This window comes from Rubrivivax albus (assembly GCF_004016515.1).
GTDB classification, from domain to species: domain Bacteria; phylum Pseudomonadota; class Gammaproteobacteria; order Burkholderiales; family Burkholderiaceae_C; genus Rubrivivax; species Rubrivivax albus.
The window spans coordinates 212456-231536 of the sequence record NZ_SACT01000008.1 but is presented as its reverse complement, the minus strand read 5'-3'; the positions used below and the strand labels follow the sequence as shown (position 1 = coordinate 231536).

At 70.0% G+C, this 19081-nt stretch carries 17 protein-coding genes; 9 read left to right on the top strand and 8 right to left on the bottom strand.

Features of this window, described 5'->3' with window-relative positions; all coding sequences use genetic code 11:
- Positions 1-130: 130 nt before the first annotated feature.
- The 6 genes from ENE75_RS20530 to ENE75_RS20505 are packed head-to-tail and all read right to left on the bottom strand — an operon-like array spanning position 131 to position 8958.
- Positions 131-2437, bottom strand: coding sequence for a coiled-coil domain-containing protein (locus ENE75_RS20530; RefSeq protein ID WP_128200209.1), 2307 nt, complete (start codon positions 2435-2437; stop codon positions 131-133).
- Positions 2438-2458: 21 nt separating this feature from the next.
- Complete coding sequence (locus tag ENE75_RS20525) at positions 2459-4657, bottom strand: coiled-coil domain-containing protein (RefSeq protein ID WP_128200208.1); 2199 nt, start codon at positions 4655-4657, stop codon at positions 2459-2461.
- Positions 4658-4662: 5 nt separating this feature from the next.
- The gene (locus ENE75_RS20520; RefSeq protein WP_128200207.1) at positions 4663-6354 is read right to left on the bottom strand and encodes a polysaccharide biosynthesis/export family protein; all 1692 of its coding nucleotides are present in this window, start codon (positions 6352-6354) and stop codon (positions 4663-4665) included.
- Positions 6355-6357: 3 nt separating this feature from the next.
- Positions 6358-7467, bottom strand: coding sequence for a KpsE/RkpR family capsule polysaccharide export protein (locus ENE75_RS20515; RefSeq protein WP_128200206.1), 1110 nt, complete (start codon positions 7465-7467; stop codon positions 6358-6360).
- Entirely contained in the window at positions 7464-8132 is a 669-nt protein-coding gene (locus ENE75_RS20510; RefSeq protein ID WP_128200205.1) for an ABC transporter ATP-binding protein, read from the bottom strand. The genes ENE75_RS20515 and ENE75_RS20510 overlap by 4 nt, the downstream gene beginning before the upstream one ends.
- Before the next feature lie 4 nt (positions 8133-8136).
- Entirely contained in the window at positions 8137-8958 is an 822-nt protein-coding gene (locus tag ENE75_RS20505; RefSeq protein WP_128200204.1) for an ABC transporter permease, read from the bottom strand.
- A 157-nt stretch (positions 8959-9115) separates the two neighbouring features.
- On the opposite strand from ENE75_RS20505, the gene ENE75_RS20500 reads away from it, so the two are divergent.
- From ENE75_RS20500 to ENE75_RS20490, 3 genes are all read left to right on the top strand, one after another.
- Positions 9116-10261, top strand: a complete 1146-nt coding sequence (locus ENE75_RS20500) for an MraY family glycosyltransferase (RefSeq protein ID WP_128200203.1) — start codon at positions 9116-9118, stop codon at positions 10259-10261.
- Complete coding sequence (locus ENE75_RS20495; RefSeq protein WP_128200202.1) at positions 10258-11763, top strand: DEAD/DEAH box helicase; 1506 nt, start codon at positions 10258-10260, stop codon at positions 11761-11763. The genes ENE75_RS20500 and ENE75_RS20495 overlap by 4 nt, the downstream gene beginning before the upstream one ends.
- Before the next feature lie 101 nt (positions 11764-11864).
- Positions 11865-12803: a carbohydrate kinase family protein gene (locus ENE75_RS20490; RefSeq protein WP_128200201.1), complete on the top strand. Its 939-nt coding sequence runs from the start codon at positions 11865-11867 to the stop codon at positions 12801-12803.
- 9 nt (positions 12804-12812) lie between these two features.
- Here the strand turns inward: ENE75_RS20490 and ENE75_RS20485 are convergent, their stop codons facing one another.
- Together ENE75_RS20485 and ENE75_RS20480 are read right to left on the bottom strand one after the other, a co-directional pair.
- Entirely contained in the window at positions 12813-13571 is a 759-nt protein-coding gene (locus ENE75_RS20485; RefSeq protein ID WP_128200200.1) for an SAM-dependent methyltransferase, read from the bottom strand.
- The gene (locus tag ENE75_RS20480) at positions 13568-14167 is read right to left on the bottom strand and encodes a Maf family protein (RefSeq protein WP_128200199.1); all 600 of its coding nucleotides are present in this window, start codon (positions 14165-14167) and stop codon (positions 13568-13570) included. Before ENE75_RS20480 ends, ENE75_RS20485 begins: the two co-directional genes overlap by 4 nt.
- A gap of 32 nt (positions 14168-14199) precedes the next feature.
- On the opposite strand from ENE75_RS20480, the gene ENE75_RS20475 reads away from it, so the two are divergent.
- From ENE75_RS20475 to fabG, 6 genes are all read left to right on the top strand, one after another.
- The gene (locus ENE75_RS20475; RefSeq protein ID WP_128200198.1) at positions 14200-14751 is read left to right on the top strand and encodes a YceD family protein; all 552 of its coding nucleotides are present in this window, start codon (positions 14200-14202) and stop codon (positions 14749-14751) included.
- Positions 14752-14919: 168 nt separating this feature from the next.
- Positions 14920-15102, top strand: a complete 183-nt coding sequence (rpmF, locus tag ENE75_RS20470; protein WP_128200197.1) for a 50S ribosomal protein L32 — start codon at positions 14920-14922, stop codon at positions 15100-15102.
- 138 nt (positions 15103-15240) lie between these two features.
- Positions 15241-16335 (top strand): phosphate acyltransferase PlsX, encoded by a 1095-nt coding sequence (gene plsX / locus ENE75_RS20465; RefSeq protein ID WP_128200196.1) that lies wholly within the window; start codon positions 15241-15243, stop codon positions 16333-16335.
- A 27-nt stretch (positions 16336-16362) separates the two neighbouring features.
- Positions 16363-17343: a beta-ketoacyl-ACP synthase III gene (locus ENE75_RS20460; RefSeq protein ID WP_128200195.1), complete on the top strand. Its 981-nt coding sequence runs from the start codon at positions 16363-16365 to the stop codon at positions 17341-17343.
- 59 nt (positions 17344-17402) lie between these two features.
- Complete coding sequence (gene fabD / locus ENE75_RS20455; RefSeq protein WP_128200194.1) at positions 17403-18344, top strand: ACP S-malonyltransferase; 942 nt, start codon at positions 17403-17405, stop codon at positions 18342-18344.
- Entirely contained in the window at positions 18341-19081 is a 741-nt protein-coding gene (gene fabG, locus ENE75_RS20450; RefSeq protein ID WP_128200193.1) for a 3-oxoacyl-ACP reductase FabG, read from the top strand. Before fabD ends, fabG begins: the two co-directional genes overlap by 4 nt.

The following is a 19081-nucleotide window of genomic DNA, read 5'->3' as shown; positions in this document are numbered from 1 at the left end:
GGGTGCCGGTTCTGGCGGCGACGAGCGCGGCTCCAGCGGCCGACCAGCCGATTCCAGCGCGTCGGTGGGCGCTGGTTTTGGCGCCGACGGCTGGGGTCGAAGGGCGCCCAATCGTCGGTTGCGCCGCAACTTAGAAGTTCTTTTCACGGATCAGCACGTCCTTGATCAGGTCGAGCTGGGCCTCGGCGCGCAGGATCTCCGCGTCCAGCAGCCGTTGGCGTGCATCGCGCTCGGCCAGGCGGCTGGCCAGAGCTTCCTGCGCTGCCCGGGCCTCCGACAGACTGCGCTCCAGCGCCTCCTTCTCGGCCTTCAGGCCCTGCGCCCACTTCGCGTTCTCCTGGTGCCAGTGGGCCTGATCGTCGCGTTCGCGTAGCGCAACGTCCAGCTGCTGTTGCAAGGCCCGTTGCGTCGCCTGGGCCTGGTCCTGGGCCTGGGCCAGCGCCGAGCCGTGTTCCTGGTTGGCCGCGGCGTGCGCGGCAGCCTGATCGTCGGCCTGCCGGCGCGTTGCGTCGAGCGCTTCCTGCAAGGCTGCCAACTGGGCGTTCAGCGCCTCTTTCTCAGTTTTCAGGCCTTGCGCCCACCGGGCGTTCTCCTGGTGCCAATGGGCCTGTTCGTCACGTTCGCGCTGGGCTGCCTCCAACTGCAGCTGCAGGGCCTGCTGCGCCTCGGCGGCCTGGGCCAGCGCCGCAGTGTGTTCCTGGCTGGCCGCGGCATGGACGGCGGCCTGGTCATCGGCCTGCCGGTGCGCTGCGTCGAGCGCTTCCTGCAAGGCTGCCAACTGGGCGTTCAGCGCCTCTTTCTCAGTTTTCAGGCCTTGCGCCCACCGGGCGTTCTCCTGGTGCCAATGGGCCTGTTCGTCACGTTCGCGCTGGGCTGCCTCCAACTGCAGCTGCAGGGCCTGCTGCGCCTCGGCGGCCTGGGCCAGCGCCGCAGTGTGTTCCTGGCTGGCCGCGGCATGGACGGCGGCCTGGTCATCGGCCTGCCGGTGCGCTGCGTCGAGCGCTTCCTGCAAGGCCGCCAACTGGGCGCTCAGCGCCTCCTTCTCGGCGCTCAGGCCTTGCGCCCGCTGGGCGTTCTCCTGGTGCCAATGGGCCTGTTCGTCACGTTCGCGCCGGGCTGCCTCCAACTGCAGCTGCAGGGCCTGCTGCGCCTCGGCGGCCTGGGCCAGCGCCGCAGTGTGTTCCTGGCTGGCCGCGGCATGGACGGCGGCCTGGTCATCGGCCTGCCGACGCACCACGACGAGTTCTTCCTGCAAGGCCGCCAACTGGGCGTTCAGCGCCTCCTTCTCGTCGCTCAGGCCTTGCGCCCGCTGGGCGTTCTCCTGGTGCCAATGGGCCTGTTCGTCACGTTCGCGCCGGGCTGCCTCCAACTGCTGCTGCAGGGCCAGCTGTACCTCGGTGGCTCGGGCCAGCGCCTCGGTGGATTGGTCCAGCGCAGCGGCGTGTTCCTGGCTGGCCGCGGCATGGACGGCGGCCTGGTCATCGGCCTGCCGACGCACCACGACGAGTTCTTCCTGCAAGGCCGCCAACTGGGCGTTCAGCGCCTCGTTCTCGGCTTTCAGGCCCTGCGCCCACCGGGCGTTTTCCTGGTGCCAGTGGGTCTGTTCGTCGCGTTCGCGCAAGGCCACTTCCAGCTGCTGCTGCAGGACTTGCTGCACCTCGGTGGCCCGAGTCATTGCCGCGGTCTGCTCCTGGCTGGCTGCGGCGTGGCTGGCTGCCTGCTGTTCAGCATGGTGGCGTGCCAGTTCCAGTGCCTCGCGCAGGGAGACGATCTCGTCACGCTGTGCTGCGCGTTCGCGCTCCGCGACATCCTGGGCGAACAGGTGAACGGGCCACAAGGGGTCCTGATCGCCTGGCGCCGTCTGGAGGCGGAACCCCAGGCCCAACAGGCGCGCATGCGTCGCGTCGGCCCGATTCCAGGCGGGTGTCGGCGGACGTCCGCATCCGCGGACGAGCACGGCGTCAAAGTGCCACATCACCTCGGCGGACAGGGCGGCCAACAGGGCCTGCTCCTGTCCCGGCACGTCCAGCACCAGCACCTGGGGCGAATCCGTGCCAATGGCCAGGTGGGCTTGAACCCAGTCCGGGAAGCCGGTGGCCTGGACAGGCAGCGTGCTCAGGGCCTGCAGGCGGGGGTACAGCGCGACCAGTGGGCTGGCGTCGAGCGGGCCGTTGAAGACCCGAAGGTTGTAACGATTCCAGAGCAGTGCGCCCGCGTCGGGGGCCAACACAGCCGTGTCGACCTCGACGCCCGGGATCGCGGCGGCCCGAACGGACAGGGCCGCCGCCAGGTCGGGATCGCCCTCTGCCAGCACGACGTGGGCGCAACCCAGGCTCTGGTAGGCGTCCAGCACGGCGCCGCTGCCGGCGCCGACGTGGAGCACCCGGGCCGCGCGGCCCCCGAGCCAGGATTTCAGGGTGTCGAACAAGGGGTTCATGATCGTTCCGGCATTCGGGCCTCAACGGCGCCGCAGGGCTGACCGCAGCCGCAGGGCGCGAAGCGTCTTCCTGGCTTCGGCATGCAGGGCCATTGCCGCCGCCTGCCATCGCGCCTGGCGGGCCGTATCGGTGAACGCTGCCGCGGCGGGCAGGGCGTCCAACACGGCCAGCAGCAGCCGGCGGTCGGCCTCCGGCTGTGCAGCCCACCAACGGCGCCGGGCCGCCGCGCCGAAGCCGGCACCGACAGCCAGCGGCCACGCCGCCTGCAAGCGGCCATCTGGCGCTTCAGGCCAAAGTGTCAGTGGCGGTACGACGTCGGGGTCCTCGGGCAGCAACCACGCCAAGGCGCAACCGGCGGCGTCGGGGCCTGTTGCGCCCTCCGGGCGCCAGCGCAGGTCCACATCCGACAGTTGGCGCGAGCCCCAGGTCACCGCTTCCAGATGCACGACACAGCTGCCGTCTGCATTCGTCACCACCCGCAGGTTGTCGTAGCGCAGACGCGGTGGCAGGCTGTCAAGCTGCAGGCATAGCCGTTGCGCCACCTGCCGCCAGGCCGGACGAAGACCGAACTCGGGTTCCTCGCTGGCCAGCAGCAGCAGGTCAGCCAGGCTGCGGAGGAAAGCCCAGTCGGCTGCCGGCAGCGGCGACAGTGTGCGTGGCCCTTCGCCGTCGCTGGGCACCACCAGCATGTAGCCCTGCCCCGCTTCATCGCCGGTCTGGCGCCAGCCGGAGAACGGCGGCTGCGCCGCATTGCCGAAGATGACGATGCCAGGCCGGCCGTGGTGATCAACCAGCCGCACATCAAGTTCCGGTAGATGGCCCTTGGGCGTGAGCACGCCGGTGAACTGGAAGTGAGCCTCGCGGTGCGGCGCTTCGTCGCGCAGTCGGACCAGCGACACGCCGCCCGCCACGACCGGTGCGCGCGCTGAGCCAGCGTTACCGGTCGGCCATGTGTTGCCCAAGGCGGCGGGTTCGCTGGCCAGCGCCTGGGCCGCCGCGGCGTCACTGTGAGCCTGGATCAGTTGGGCCGTGAGCTCTTCGCGCTCTGCCTGCACCGCGCCGAGTTCGAGGCGGGCTTCAGCCAGCGCTGTGCGCACCGACTGCAGGTCGCCCTCCAGGGCCTGGCGCCGCTGGCGAACCTGATCCAACTCGTCCGTGACCGTGGCCAGGCGATGGCCGGCGTCTTCAAGGGCGCCCTCGGCCGCCAGCTTGGCTTCTGTGGCCGCGGCCGCCGCTCGGGCGGCGTCGGCGGCGATGCGTTCAGCTTCTGCGGCTGCGTGGGCTGCCGCAGCGGCTGCCGCAGCCTTGGTTTCCAGGTGCTCAGCCTTCGCCGCTTCAGCCACCGCGTGTGCCGATGCCGCATCTTTGGCAAGCGCGTCGTTGTGTTCCAGCAATTGGTCGATTTGCGCACGATGCAGCACGAGGTCGGCCAGCAATCGTTCGTTTTCGGCCTCGCGCACACTCTGCTGCTCACGCTGGCGGGCCAACTCGCCGTCGAGTGAGGCCACGGCTTCTTCCTGCCGCTGCAGGTCGTGCTCAAGCGACTGCGCCCAGAGGGCTTGCTCTGCGTGCTGCCGGGCCAGGGCATCGCGCTCGGCGTGCAATTGCTGCCGCGCCCTATGGTGTTCGGCGAGGTCATTGTGCAGCTGGCGAAGCCTGACCAGCGCTGCATCGGCGCCCATCGGGCTGGTCGGTGCCCGAGCCGGACCCACCGGAATGCAGCTCGCCAGCCATTCCTGCGCCAAGGTCTCGATGTCTGCCCGTGCTGCCACGCAGGCGGATGCCGCCATGCGCCACAGCACATCCTCCCCGTCGACCTCGTGCGCTGCCGTGGGCGGCGGTTCCACCGGCTGCGGATTGATCTCCAGCCAGTCGCTCACCCCGGCGAGCAGGTCATCGGCGCGGCCCATGACATCGTCGATGTCCACCAGCAGGCAGCGCCCAGGGTGGGCATGCACGACACGCAGCACAGCACGAGCGCGCACTGCCCATTCGGTCAGCGCCTGTGCCGGGTCCCCGAGCGAGGCATCGCGCAGCGCGTGCTCAGGCCCGCCGGCAAAGTACAACAGCCGATCGGCCGGGTGGGCCCGCAGGGCGGCGTCGGCCATGATCGCGCTGCCCGGTTCCGCCAGGCCGCCGGGCAGCACGAAGGCGGATGCGACCCAGCGGCCCAGCGCCGGCCAGGCAATGCCGGCGTCACCCGCGAGCAGCAGGCGCATGCCGGTCATAGCCCGAACACGACCTTCGCGGCAACGGCGATCTGGTAAATGATCTGCGTGATGCCGCGCGTGACCTCGATGTTCTTGGTTTCGATCTTTGGCAGCACCATCAGTTCATCGCCGGCACGCAGCACGGTGCTGGCCGACGGGAGGGCCTCGACGACGGTGCCATCCTGGCGGATGATGATCACGCGGGCTTCGTCCGCGCCCTGGGTGTAGCCACCCGCGCGGCGGATGTAGCTGAGGATCTCCTCGCCCTCGGCGAAGACCAGCGCGTTGGGCACCATGACCTCGCCGCCAACCAGTACGACGTTGCTGGTCTCGGGCACGCTGATCACGTCGCCATCTTCGAGCAACGTCTCGCCGGCATTGGCCGCATTGGCCAGGACGACCTGGCCGCGTGGCTGGGCCATCCGTGCACGCTCGACGAACTTGAGGATGGCATCGCCCTCGCGCTGGCGCAGCACGGCTTCCTCGCTGGTGGCCGAGCGGGCCGTCAGGGCATAGGTCTCCAGGCCACGCAGGGAGGTGTCCAGCAGGTCCTTCTGGCGTTGGGCCACCGACTTCCGATAGAGCTGCAACGCGGCGACGTTGGCTTGCGGGGCTGGCACCAGGCGCTGCAGCGCGTCCTTCAGGCGGGCGCCATAGGGCAGAACCAGTGAACGCTCGCCCAGGTGGGCGCCCTCCAGGCGGACCAGGATGGTGCCGGGGTACTTGTCGGACGTGAAGGTGACGTCGTCGCCGTCCTGGATCATCACGCCAGCCGCACGGGCCAGCGCGTGGTATTCGCTGCGCCGGTCGGCGCCGATCTTGCGCACGATGCTCAGGTGGGTGGCGCCGGGCTTCGGACGGGCCAGCGCCATCAGGTCGCTGGCCGCAATCTCACGCTGCTCGAACTCGAAAGCGTACGGGTTCATGACCTCGCCCGACACCTGCACCGTGTGCTTGCGTGGGGCGACGACGATGCTGTCGCCATCGCGCAGCTGCAGCGTGTCGATGTGGCCCTCGAGCAGGAAGCGGTAGAGGTCGATGCGCGCGCGCGGCTTGCCACTGCGCAACACGTCCACCTGCAGATGGCTGCCGCGGGCCGGGTCGATGCCGCCCGCGCGGTCGAGGTAATACAGGACCGAATCAGACGACAGGCCGGCATACAGCCCCGGCGCGCGCACGAAGCCCGTGACATACACCTTCACCGGCTGAGCGGCCTCCAGCGTGGCGTAGACGCCCACGCTGGCGCGGAAGGTGCGCTTGACGCGGGCTTCGACGGTGCCATTGAGCTCGCCATTGCGCACGCCGGCCACGTGCACCGGACCGACGTTGGGGATGAAGATGTTGCCCTGTGCGTCGACGGCCAGGGTGGCATCGAGGTTGAAGCCGCCCCACAGGCGTACGCTCAGGCGGTCGCCGACGGCGATCTGGTAGTCGGGGTTGAAGCCGCTGAACGCTTCGCTGGCAAAGCGGCCAGAGAAGATCTGGCTGCCGAACATGACCGACCCCGGCGTCCGGCCAGGGTCAGGGGGCATGGGCAGCGCGACATGCGGCGGTGCGGCCTGAGTCGGCGCAGGGGTGGTGACGATGGTGGGCAGGGCCAGCGGCGCGGTGGCCGCGGCAGAGGGCTGGACGACCTGGGCTGTCGAGGGTCCGGCCGCCAAGGCCAGCCAGGCGAGCGCGAAAGCTGCGATACGGGGATGGGGCATGGGTCAGTCCTGGTGCTCGCGGATGGTGGCCAGCACCAGCCGGACGATGGCGAACAGCAACACACAGATGGCGATCAGCGTGCCCATGTCGTACGCCACGAGCGGGTATTCAGCCGTCTCCGGCAGCGACGGTGGTTCGACGATGGCCAGGCTCTTGATTTTCTGGTGGGCCTCGATGCGGGCGTTCTCCACCGCAGCGAGCGCCAGCTTGTAGGCATCGCGCGCAAACTCCGCCTTGAGCTTGAGGGCTTCGAAATCAAGGGCTTGCTTGTTGAGCCGGTTGCCCTTGGTGTCTTCGGCCGTGGCACGCCGGCGTTCGGCGTCGATCTGCCGGTCAACGGCGGCGATGCGCGCTTTCAGTGCCTGGACCTGGTAAGCCTCCTCATTGAGGAAGCCGCGCAGCCCGCCCAGTTCGGCTTCCAGCCGGGCGCGGTTGGCCTGCAGTTCTGCCGTCAACATGCCGGCCGCCTGGGTCTGCAGGCCCGGGTCGAGCAGGCGGTTCTTGCTCTGGAAGGACAGCACGGCACCCGCAGCGGCTTCGACCCGCTGGGCCGCGATCTGCAGTTCGCCTTCGGCGAAGCTCAGGCGCTCGCGGGCGATGCGGTGCGAGGTCTCGTTGACGAAGCGCTCGCTGGCGTCGAGTACCGCTGCGTTGAAGCGCTGAGCGAACGCCGGGTCGAGGCCCTGGGTGCGCACGGTGAGCAATGCTGCGCGGTCATCGAAGCCGAGTTCCACGCGATCGCGGAAGTAGGCCACGAACTGTTCGGTGCTGGCATCTGCCGGCAGTTGGTTCGGCAGGTCGGCCCCGAGGTCGGCGAAGTGCTTGCGCAGCCCCAGCGTGCGGTCGAGTTCCAGGGCCAGCGCCTGGGAATGGATGAAGGACCGCAGGTAGAGCGTGTCTTCATGGGCTGGCGGGTTGATGCCAGCCAGCAGCAGCGCTGCACCAGGGATCGCGCTGGCGGCGCTGCTGCTGGCCTGGCGCACCGAGATCACCGACTCGCTGACGAATCGGTCGCGTGCGACGAGGCCCAGATAGAGCGCAAACAGCGAGACCGGCAGGACGATCAGCAGCAGCGCCAGCGTGCGGCCCGAAAGATGGATGAGACGATTCATTTCGTGGCGGGTTCGCCCTGGTAGGCGCGGATGCCTTGTTCGACATCCTCGTAGACGTTGACATGGCCGCCGTCCACGTGGACGACGACATCGCAGTACTGGCGCACGTCATTCATGCTGTGCGTCGTCATGATGAGGTTGGCACTGGCCAGGCGCTGCTGCAGGATGGCCTTGCTGCGGCTCTTGAACTGCGCGTCGCCAACGGCCATGACCTCGTCGATCAGGTAGTAGTCGAACTCGAAAGCCATGCTCAACCCGAAGGCCACACGTGACCGCATGCCTGACGAGAACGACCGCATCGGCAGCTCGAAGTAGTCGCCAATGTCGGCGAACTCTCGCACGAAGCGCACCTTCTCGCGCAGCTGCGGGCCCCAGGCACCATGGATGCGGCAGACGAACTCGACGTTCTCCCGCGCCGTCAGGTTGAGCGCGAAGCCGCCCGCGAGGCCCACCGGCCAGGAGATGCTGGCGTCGGTGACGACGGCGCCCGAATCGGGGTGGTCGATGCCGCCGAGCAGCCTCAGCAGTGTCGACTTGCCCGCGCCGTTGCGCCCGATCAGGCCAATGTTGGCACCGGCTGGAAAGGTGAAGCTCAGGTCGCGGAACACATAACGGCGCCCGTGCCGGCTCGGGTACGACTTCGTGAGCGACTGCAGTTCGATCATCGCGTCAGGTGGTGACGAGGCGCCAGCGATCTGCCCGGTAGCTCAGCAAAGCCAGGGCGCAGAGCGTCAGCGAGAACATCACCGGGTAGCGCAGGTTGATGCCGGCGGGTGTCCAGTAGTCCGGCATGAAGGCGTGTCTCGACAGTTCGATCAGGTGCAACAGCGGGTTGTAGAGCAGCCAGTGCAGCAGGTCTGGCGGGGCGTAGTGAATGGGGAACAGGATGCCGCTGGCGAAGTACAGCGGCATCATCGAGATGCGGATGAAAGATCGCAGACGCGGCCGCTCGTGACTGACGACAGCGGCGAACATGCCATAGCCGAATCCCAGCAGGATCATCAGCAATTGCACGCCGATCATCTCCAGCGGGGCCACGGGCCACACGTGGTATCCCAGCCAGCCCAGCAGGCCCAGCGTCACGATGTAGACGAGCATGTTCATGATCGCCTCGACCGCGGTCCGTGACACCAGGGTGTCGAACGGGGTCACCTGGCGGTAGGCAAAGAGCCCGCGGTTGGCATCGATGCCGTCCATCAACCGGGTGGCGATGTGCTGGAAGAGAAAGAACGGGAGCAGCCCAGTTGCGAGGAACACGGGGAACTCGGCCCCGGGCATGACGCGTCCGCGGATGCCTGCATAGATGGTGAGCGTCACCAGCGTGTGCATCAGCGGTTCCATCAGCGTCCATACGGCGCCGACCCATTGCCCGCCCACCCTGGCCTTCATCTCGCGCAGCAGCAGGGCGAACAGCACCCCGCGCTGAACGTCCCATGGGGAGCGCGCGGCGGGCCGGCCGGCCGGAGGCAATTGCGGAAGGGGGGTGGTCATGGCAAGTCCGGCGCGGGGCCGGTCAGGCGGTCGGGGCACTCGGCACCGGACCGCAGCGGCGGGCCGACCCAACAGCCGCGGCCGATTCTAGCCAGCCCACGTGACACCGCCGGTCGAGCCCGACCTGGCGGCGGTGTGGCCTCCTAGAATCCCCGGCGTGTCAGGCCTCCTCATCGCCTTTGCCTTCGCCGCGTTGGTGACCCTGCTGCTGGTGCGCTCGGCAAGCCTGCACACCGCGCACACAGGGGATCGGGATTTTTCCAAGCCGCAGAAGGTTCACACGGTGCCCGTGCCGCGCATCGGTGGGCTGGGGGTTTTTTTAGGACTGCTGGCGTGGTTGGGTTGGCATGTCTGGCACGGCGGTTCACCCAGCCTGCCATCGCTGTTGCTGGCCAGTGCACTGCCCGCCTTTCTGGCCGGGTTCATCCAGGATTGCACCGAGGCGGTGACGCCGCGAGGGCGGCTCGTGGCGACGACGCTGTCGGCCGTGCTCGCGTTTCACTGGGTCGACGCCGGCCTGCGCTACACCACCATTCCTGGCTTGGATTGGCTGGTCACCTTCACCATGGGTTCGCTCGCGCTCACGGTGTTCACCGTGGCAGGCATCGCCAACGCCATCAACATCATCGACGGTTTCAATGGCCTGGCGTCGATGTGCGTGATGCTGATGCTGGCGGCCATCGCCTATGTGGCGTTCCAGGTTGGCGACACGCTGGTCGGCGCCATGGCGCTGGCGGGGATCGGCGCGGTGCTGGGCTTCTTCCTCTGGAACTATCCCTCGGGGCTGATCTTCTTGGGTGACGGCGGGGCCTACTTCCTGGGCTTCGTGGTGGCTGAACTCGGCATCCTGCTCATTGGCCGCAATCCGGAAGTCTCGCCGCTCTTCCCGTTGCTGGTCTGTATTTATCCGGCGTTCGAGACGCTGTTCTCCATCTACCGGCGTGGCGTGCTGCGCCAACGCCCCGCGCACATGCCCGATGGCATCCACCTGCATTCCTTGGTTTATCGCCGGGTGATGGGCTGGGCGGTGGGTGACCGCAGCGCGAAGGCCCTCACACGACGCAATGCGCGTACCTCACCCGTGCTGTGGGCGCTGTGCATGGTCTCCATCGTGCCTGCGGCGTTGTTTTGGGACAACACCGCGGCGGTGGCAAGCTTTCTGGCCATGTTTGCGGTGACTTACGTGGCGCTTTACTGGCGCATCGTGCGTTTCAGGTCACCCCGTGTGCTGCGTCTCTTCAGCTCGCGCCCCGTGCCGCTGGACACGCGACCGGCCGATGCGAGGGATAATCCGGAGACATGACCGACACCCCTGCGGTCGGCGCCGAAGCCGGGTCACCCCCGGCCGCTCCCGCGCCGCGCTTCGACACCCTCCCGCTCGACCCCAAGCTCCTGAAGGCCGTGGCCGATTCCGGCTACACGGCCATGACGCCCATCCAGGCCAAGGCGATCCCCATCGTGCTGGCCGGCCGTGACGTGATGGGCGCCGCCCAGACCGGCACCGGCAAGACGGCGGCTTTCACGATCCCGTTGCTGCAGCGCATGCTCAAGCACGAGAACGCCAGCATGTCGCCAGCGCGCCATCCGGTGCGTGCCCTGGTGCTGGCGCCCACGCGTGAACTGGCGGACCAGGTGGCGGTCAACGTCAAGAACTACGCGCAGCACACCAAGCTGCGCTCGGCGGTGGTGTTCGGCGGTGTCGACATGAAGCCGCAGACGCTGCAGCTCAAGGGCGGGGTCGAGGTGCTGATCGCCACTCCGGGCCGTTTGCTGGACCACATCGAGGCCAAGAACGCCATCCTGAACCAGGTGGAGTACGTGGTGCTCGACGAAGCCGACCGCATGCTCGACATCGGCTTCCTGCCCGACCTGCAGCGCATCCTGTCGTTCCTGCCCAGGGCGCGTCAGACACTGCTGTTCTCGGCCACCTTCAGCCCCGAGATCAAGAAGCTGGCCGCCAGCTACCTGCAGGACCCGGTGCTGGTGGAAGTGGCACGGCCCAACGCCACCGCCTCCACCGTCGAGCAGCGCTTCTACAGCGCCGATGCCGACGACAAGCGCGCCATCATCCGCCAGATCCTGCGCGACCGCGAACTGGCCCAGGCCATCGTCTTCGTGAACTCCAAGCTCGGCGCCGCGCGCCTGGCGCGTGCCTTCGAGCGCGACGGGCTGAAGACCCAGGCGCTGCACGGCGACAAGAGCCAGGACGAGCGCCTGAAGGCCCTGGCCGCGTTCAAGGCCGGCGAGGTGGACCTGCTGGTCGCCACCGACGTGGCCGCGCGCGGCCTGGACATCGCCGACCTGCCGGCGGTCTTCAACTTCGACGTGCCGTTCAACGCCGAGGACTACGTGCACCGCATCGGCCGCACCGGCCGTGCCGGGGCATCGGGCCTGGCCGTGACGCTGGTGGCGCGCGACGACACCCGGCTGACCGGCGAGATCGAGAAGCTGATCAAGAAGAAGATCGAGCTCGAGCCGTTCGACCTGGACGAATCCCCGCGCCGCCGTCGTGACGAGCCCAGCGACCGCGTGGAGCGCGGTGAGCGCCACGGCGCGCGCCGCTCGCGCGACGACGAGTTCGTGCGCCTGGCCAAGGGCAACACGCCGGTGCGACCGGGCCGCATGGTCAGCGAAGCCTCCCGCGGCGACCCGCTGTTCGACAAGCCCTACGAAGCGCCCCAGCGCGACGAGCCGCCGGCGTGGGAGGCCGCGCGCGCCACGGCGGCACCGGCCGCAAGCGCGGGCAAGTCGCCCAACATCCGCCCGAAGCGCAAGGTCGCCTCGCTGCTCGGCGGCAACGGCTGAGTGGCTGGCGCCACCCGGCGCCTGATGTGAAACCCTCAGGCGCTCCTGGCGGGCGCGGGCCATCATCGCGCTTCCTTGACCGTTCCGAGAGAGGACAGCACGTGTTCATCGTCTGCGGCGAAGCGCTGATGGATGTCTTCGCCACCACCGACACGCCCACCGGCATGCTGCTGGACGCCCGCATCGGCGGCTCGCCGCTGAACGTGGCCAGTGGCCTGGCGCGGCTGGGGCAGCCGGTGGCCTTCTTCGGTGCGCTGTCCACCGGCTTCCTGGGCGACCGTCTCGCCCGCGCACTGGCCGAGGAGGGCGTCAGCCTGGCCTGCGCGCCGCGCATCGATGCACCCACCACCCTCGGCCTCGTGGGCCTGGACGCGCAGGGCGTGCCGTCGTACGCCTTCTACGGCCAGGGCTGTGCCGACCGCCTGCTGCCGATGTCGGCCCTCGATACCGTGCCGGCGGAGGTGCAGGCGGTGCATGTCGGCTCCTACGCGATGGTGGTGGAGCCGGTGGCGGCCACGCAGCGTGCACTGGTCGAACGCGTGCAGGGCCGGGCGCTGGTGGCCTACGACCCCAACATCCGCCTCAACGTGGAACCGGATGTCGATCGCTGGCGCGCCACGCTGGCCTGGATGCTGCCGCGCACGCAGCTGCTGAAGATCAGCGACGAGGACCTGGACCGACTGTTTCCCGAGGCGGACGAGGGCGCGCTGGTGCGCGAGTGGCTGGCCGCCGGCGTCGAGGCCGTGGTGCTCACCCGCGGTGCCCGGGGTGCCACCGCCTGGACGCCCGCCGGGCGCGCCGACGTGCCCGGCCGAGCCGTCGCCGTGGCCGACACCGTAGGGGCCGGCGACACCTTCCAGGCGGCGCTGCTGACCGGCCTGGCCGAGACCGGCCGCCTGCGGCCCGGGGCGCTGCAGACCCTGTCGCCCGAGGCACTGCGCACCTGGCTGGGCTTTGCTGCCGACGCCGCGGCCATCACCTGCAGCCGGCGGGGGGCGGACCTGCCGCGCCGGGCCGAACTGCCCCACCTAGCCTTCTGAGCCCGCAGATCAGCGCGCCAGCAGCGCGAAGACCGCCGGCACCCGCAGCGGCAGCGTCGACGGCGCCTGGCGCCAGGCCGACACTGCCGCACTGCGGGTGAACGCCGCCGCCGTGGTCAGCCCGGCGCTCACCGACAGCCAGGTCTCCGGGGCCAGCACCTCCAGCAGCGCCTGCAGCAGGGCCTCGTTGCGGTAGGGCGTCTCGATCATCAGCTGCGTCTGCCGATGGCGACGCGACAGCGCCTCCAGTTCGCGCAGCCTGGCCGCTCGCGCCGTCGGATCCTGCGGCGGATAGCCGACGAAGGCAAAACTCTGGCCCTCCAGGCCGCTGGCGGCCAGCGCCAGCATCAGCGCACTCGGCCCCACCAGGGGGTGCACCGGCACGCCGGCCGCGTGCGCTGCCGCCACCAGTGCGGCCCCCGGGTCGGCGATGGCCGGCAGGCCGGCCTCGGAGATCAGACCGATGTCCTCGCCGGCCAGCGCCGGCGCCAGCAGGGCCTGCCAGGCGGCGCCCGGCACAGGTTCGCGGCTGCCCTTGCGCGGGCGTGGCAGCTCGACGATCGACAACTGCTGCAGCGGGGCCGCCAGCGGCACCAGCGCGTCCACGCGCTTGAGGAACGCGCGTGCCGTCTTCGCGTCCTCGGCCGCCCAATGGTGCAGACGCGCGGCGGTGCGCAACACGACCGCAGGCAGCACGTCGTCCACCGGTGCTGGCGGCAGCCCCAGGTCCAGCGTGTTGGGCACCAGGAACAGCGTGCCGCGGCTCACGGTGCGGGCTGCAAGGGGTCGATGCCGGCTTCGCGCAGCAGCGCGGCGGTGCGGATCAGCGGCAGACCCACCAGCGCCGTCGGGTCGTCGCTGTGGATGGCCTTCAGCAGCGCGATGCCCAGGGTCTCGCACTTGGCGCTGCCGGCGCAGTCGTAGGGCTGCTCCAGGCGCAGGTAGTGCTCGATCTCGGCTGCCGACAGCACACGGAACTGGACCCGCACCGGCGCCAGCAGCGCACGCTCGAAACCAGTGGCCGGGCGCAGCACGGCCAACGCGGTCTGGAACACGGCCGTACGGCCCGACAGCCGGGTCAGCTGGTCGACAGCACGTGCGTGCGTGCCGGGCTTGCCGATCGGCTCGCCGTCGAGGTCACAGACCTGGTCTGCGCCGATGACCACGGCGTCGGGGTGTCGCGCGGCCACCTCGCGCCCCTTGGCCAGTGCCAGCCGCATTGCCAGGTCGGCAGGCAACTCGCCGGGCTGCGGCGTCTCGTCCACCGCCGGCGCGGCGACGTCGAACGGCAGCCGCAATCGGGCCAGCAATTCGCGCCGGTAGCGCGAGGTCGACCCGAGAATCAGCGGGGGCATCGAGGGCATGGCCCGGATTGTCGCGGACTACACTGACCGGGATGAACAAGCCCCATGACGGCCAACCTGATCTGCGCCGTCTCGACCTGCAACGCCTGGCCGACGATGCGGCCGAACTGGAAGGGCGCACGCCGCTGACCGACCTGGATCGCCTGACGGCCGACGCGGCGCCGGCGGGCGATGGCGCCGTGCGCTGGTCGCTGGCCTTCGAGCGCCGCAGCGTGGCCGGCGGTCGCGCTGATCCCTGGTTGCACCTTGACGCGCAGGCCACCGTCCGCCTGACCTGCCAGCGCTGCCTGCAGCCGGTGGACGAGGTGATCGGCGTGCAGCGCAGCTTCCGCTTCGTGGCCGACGAGGCCGAGGCCGAGCGGCTGGACGGGGCCGCCGACGACGAGGACGTGCTGGCGCTGCCGCCCCGCGGCCGGCTCGACCTGCTGCCGCTGCTGGAGGACGAGCTGATCCTGGCCCTGCCCCTTGTACCGATGCACGAGGCCTGCCCCGAGCCCCTGCCACACCCGGCCGACGAGCTAGACGAGGCGCCGGCGGCGCACCCCTTCGCCGCGCTGGCCGCCTTGAAACAGCAGAAACCCTGACGGCCTGTGCTACACTCGCGGGCTTTCCGTCTGGCGGCCGGCTTTGCCGGGAACGCCGACCTCCCCGCTTAGCCGCCTCTCAGCGGTGCTGTCTTCTTCAGTGTTCCCCACGTACCCGGGGTCCAAGAGATAGGTGGCGCTGGCAGCCGGGCACCCCAGGAGAATTTCATGGCCGTTCAGCAGAACAAGAAGTCGCCCTCGAAGCGTGGCATGCACCGCTCGCACAACGCCCTGTCCGTGCCGGGCACTGCGGTGGAGTCCACCACGGGCGAGACGCACCTGCGTCACCACATCAGCCCAACCGGCTTCTACCGCGGCCGCAAGGTCCTGAAGACCAAGGCCGACAACTGAGTCGGCCGCTGGGCCGCCTGTGTGCGACTGCGGCCCTTGGGCCGTCAAGTCTGCAGGCCGCCCCGGTGATGTCCCTGAAGCTCGATGCCCGGCGCGCCCACGACGGCACCGCCGGGCATCGTGCATGATGGCTCCCTGATGTCCTCTGCCCAGCCTCTCCAGGCGACGCCTCTGTCCCCGCGCACGCAGGTCACCCTCTCGGTGGACTGCATGGGCGGAGACCATGGCCCGGCCGTGACCCTGCCGGCCTGCAAGGCTTTTCTCGACCGCCACCCGGAGGCCTCCCTGGTGCTGGTGGGCAGCGCCGACGCGTTGGCGCCCGCAGCGGCCTGGCCGCGCACCACGCTGCGCACCGCCACCGAGGTGGTGACGATGTACGACCCGGTGGAGGTGGCGCTGCGCCGCAAGCGCGATTCCTCCATGCGCGTGGCCATCGCCGCGCTGAAGGCCGATGACGGCGGCGTCCCTGCCGCGCACGCCTGCGTGTCGGCCGGCAACACCGGCGCCCTGATGGCGGTGGCGCGCTACGTGCTCAAGACGCTGGAGGACATCGACCGCCCCGCCATTGCCACCGTGATGCCCAACCGCAAGGGCGGCTTCACCACTGTGCTCGACCTCGGCGCCAACGTCGACTGCACGCCCGAGCACCTGCTGCAGTTCGCCGAGATGGGCGCGGCGCTGGTGTCGGCGGTGTCGGGCATCGACGAACCCAGCGTCGGCCTGCTCAACATCGGCGAGGAAGCCATCAAGGGCAGCGAGACCATCAAGCGCGCCGGCGAACTCCTGCGCGCCGCGCACCAGGCCGGCCAGCTGAACTTCCACGGCAACGTCGAGGGCAACGACATCTTCCTCGGCACCACCGACATCGTGGTCTGCGACGGCTTCGTCGGCAACGTGCTGCTGAAGACCTCCGAGGGCCTGGCCTCGATGCTGTCGGACTTCATCAAGCAGGAATTCACCCGCAACCCGCTGACCAAGCTGGCGGCATTGGCGGCGATGCCGGTGCTCAACCGTTTCAAGCGGCGCGTGGACCCGCGGGGCTACAACGGCGCCGCGTTGCTGGGCCTGCGCGGGCTGGTGTTCAAGAGCCATGGCTCGGCCGATGCCTATGCCTTCGAACAGGCGCTGGGCCGCGCGTATGATGCCGCCCGCAACCGGCTGCTGGAGCGCGTGCAGGACCGAATCGCCGCCCCGAGCACCGGAACCGCCGGCCCGTCGGCACTCGCTGCCTGACGCGTCCGGCCTGAACACCGTCAGCCCTTGTCCGCCACCTACTCCCGCATTACCGGCACCGGCAGCTTCCTGCCGCCCAGGCGCGTGTCCAACCAGGACCTGGTGGACCAGCTGGCGGCCCGCGGCCTGGAGAGTTCCGACGACTGGATCGTCGAGCGCACCGGCATCCGCGCGCGGCACTTCGTGGACGACGGCATCAACAGCAGCGATCTGGCGCTGGCGGCCTGCCGCCATGCGCTGGAGGCCGCGGGCCGGCGCGCCGACGAGGTCGACCTGATCATCGTCGCCACGTCCACGCCGGACATGGTGTTCCCGTCCACCGCCGCGATCCTGCAGCACAAGCTGGGCGTGGCCGGCTGTCCGGCCTTCGACGTGCAGGCCGTGTGCTCCGGCTTCGTCTATGGCCTCACGGTGGCCGACGCGATGATCCGCGCCGGCAACGCGCGCTGTGCGCTGGTGGTCGGCGCCGAGGTGTTCTCGCGCCTGCTGGACTTCAACGACCGCACCACCTGCGTGCTGTTCGGCGACGGCGCCGGCGCCGTGGTGCTGGAAGCGTCGGACACGCCCGGCATCCTGGCCACCGACCTGCATGCCGACGGCCGCCACGCTGGCATCCTGTGCGTACCGGGCACGGTGCAGAACGGCCAGGTGCTCGGCGACCCGCTGCTGAAGATGGACGGCCAGGCCGTGTTCAAGCTCGCGGTCGGCGTGCTGGAGCAGGCGGCGCGCACCGTGCTGGAGAAGGCCGGCCGCCAGGACAGCGACCTCGACTGGCTGATCCCGCACCAGGCCAACATCCGCATCATGACCGGCACCGCGAAGAAGCTGCGGCTGCCGCTGGACAAGCTGATCGTCACCGTCGACGAGCACGGCAACACCTCGGCCGCGTCGATCCCGCTGGCGCTGGACCACGCGGTGCGCAGCGGCCGCGTGCAGCGCGGCGACACGGTGATGCTCGAGGGGGTGGGCGGCGGCTTCACCTGGGGCGCCGTGCTGCTCGACTACTGATCCACCCATGACGGGGCGCCGCCGTCGGGCGGACGCGCCGCGCGTTTGGAGACACCGCCATGAAACCTTTTGCTTTCGTCTTTCCGGGGCAGGGCTCGCAGTCCGTGGGCATGCTCGACGCCTGGGCTGACCACCCGGCCGTGGCCGCCACGCTGGCCGAGGCGTCGGCCGCCGCCGGCCTGGACGTGGGCCGTCTGATCCACGAAGGTCCGGCGGAGACGCTGGCGCTCACCGTCAACACCCAGCTCGTGATGCTGGTGGCCGGCGTGGCCAACTACCGTGCGTGGATCCACGAAGGCGGCCCGGTGCCGGCCGCCGTGGCCGGCCATTCGCTGGGCGAGTACAGCGCCCTGGTGGCCGCCGGTGCGCTGACCCTGGCCGACGCCGTGCCGCTGGTGCGTTTCCGCGCGCAGGCCATGCAGGACGCGGTGCCGGTGGGCACCGGCGCGATGATGGCCATCCTGGGCCTGGACGGCGCCGACGTGGCCAAGGCCTGCGAGCAGGCGGCGCGCGACAGCGGCGAGATCGTGGCCGCCGCCAACTTCAACGATCCCAAGCAGACCGTCATCGCCGGCAGCACGGCCGGCGTGGAGATGGCGGTGACGCTGCTCAAGGCCATCGGCGCCAAGCGCGCGATGCCGCTGGCGGTGTCGGCGCCGTTCCACTGCGGGCTGATGAAGCCGGCGGCCGACCGCCTGGCCGAGCGGCTGGCGGCCACGCCGTTTGCCGCACCGGCCATCCCGGTGATCAACAACATCGACGTCGCCGTCGAGACCGACCCCGACCGCATCCGCGACGCGCTCTACCGCCAGGCCTTCGGCCCGGTGCGCTGGGTGGAACTGGTGGAGGCCATGCACGCTCGCGGCCTGCGCCACATCTTCGAGTGCGGCCCGGGCCGCGTGCTGTCCAAGATGATCAAGCGCATCGAGCACGCCGAGGCCGAGAGCGTCACCGTGCTCGACCCCGTGTCGCTGGCCGAGGCCAAGGAAATGCTGGCATGAGTGAAGAGACCGTCCGCATCGCCCTCGTCACCGGCGCCTCGCGCGGCATTGGCCGCGCCATCGCGCTGGCGCTGGCGCAGCAGGGCTGCCGCGTGATCGGCACCGCCACCACCGCTGCCGGCGCCGCCGCCATCACCGAGGCCCTGGCGCCGCTGGGCGGGCGCGGCATCGCGCTGGACGTCACCGACGGGCCAGCCGCCGAAGCGGCCGTGGACGACATCGTCAAGACCGACGGCGGCCTGCACGTGCTGGTCAACAACGCCGGCATCACGCGCGACCAGCTGGCCATGCGCATGAAGGACGCCGACTGGGACGCGGTGATCGACACCAACCTGAAGGCCGTCTTCCGCCTCAGCCGCGCCGCCATCCGCCCGATGATGAAGCAGCGCTGGGGCCGCATCGTCAGCGTGACCTCGGTGGTCGGCGCCTCCGGCAACGCGGGGCAGGCCAACTACGCTGCCGCCAAGGCCGGCGTGGCCGGCATGACGCGCGCGCTGGCGCGCGAGCTGGGCAGCCGCAACGTCACCGTCAACTGCGTGGCGCCGGGCTTCATCGCCACCGACATGACCGACGCGCTGCCCGAGGCGCAGAAGACCGCGCTGCTGGCGCAGATCCCGCTGGCACGCCTGGGCGCGCCGGAGGAGGTGGCGCATGCGGTGGCCTTCCTGGCCAGCCCGCTGGCCGGCTACGTGACGGGCGCCGAGCTGCACGTCAACGGCGGCATGTACATGAGCTGA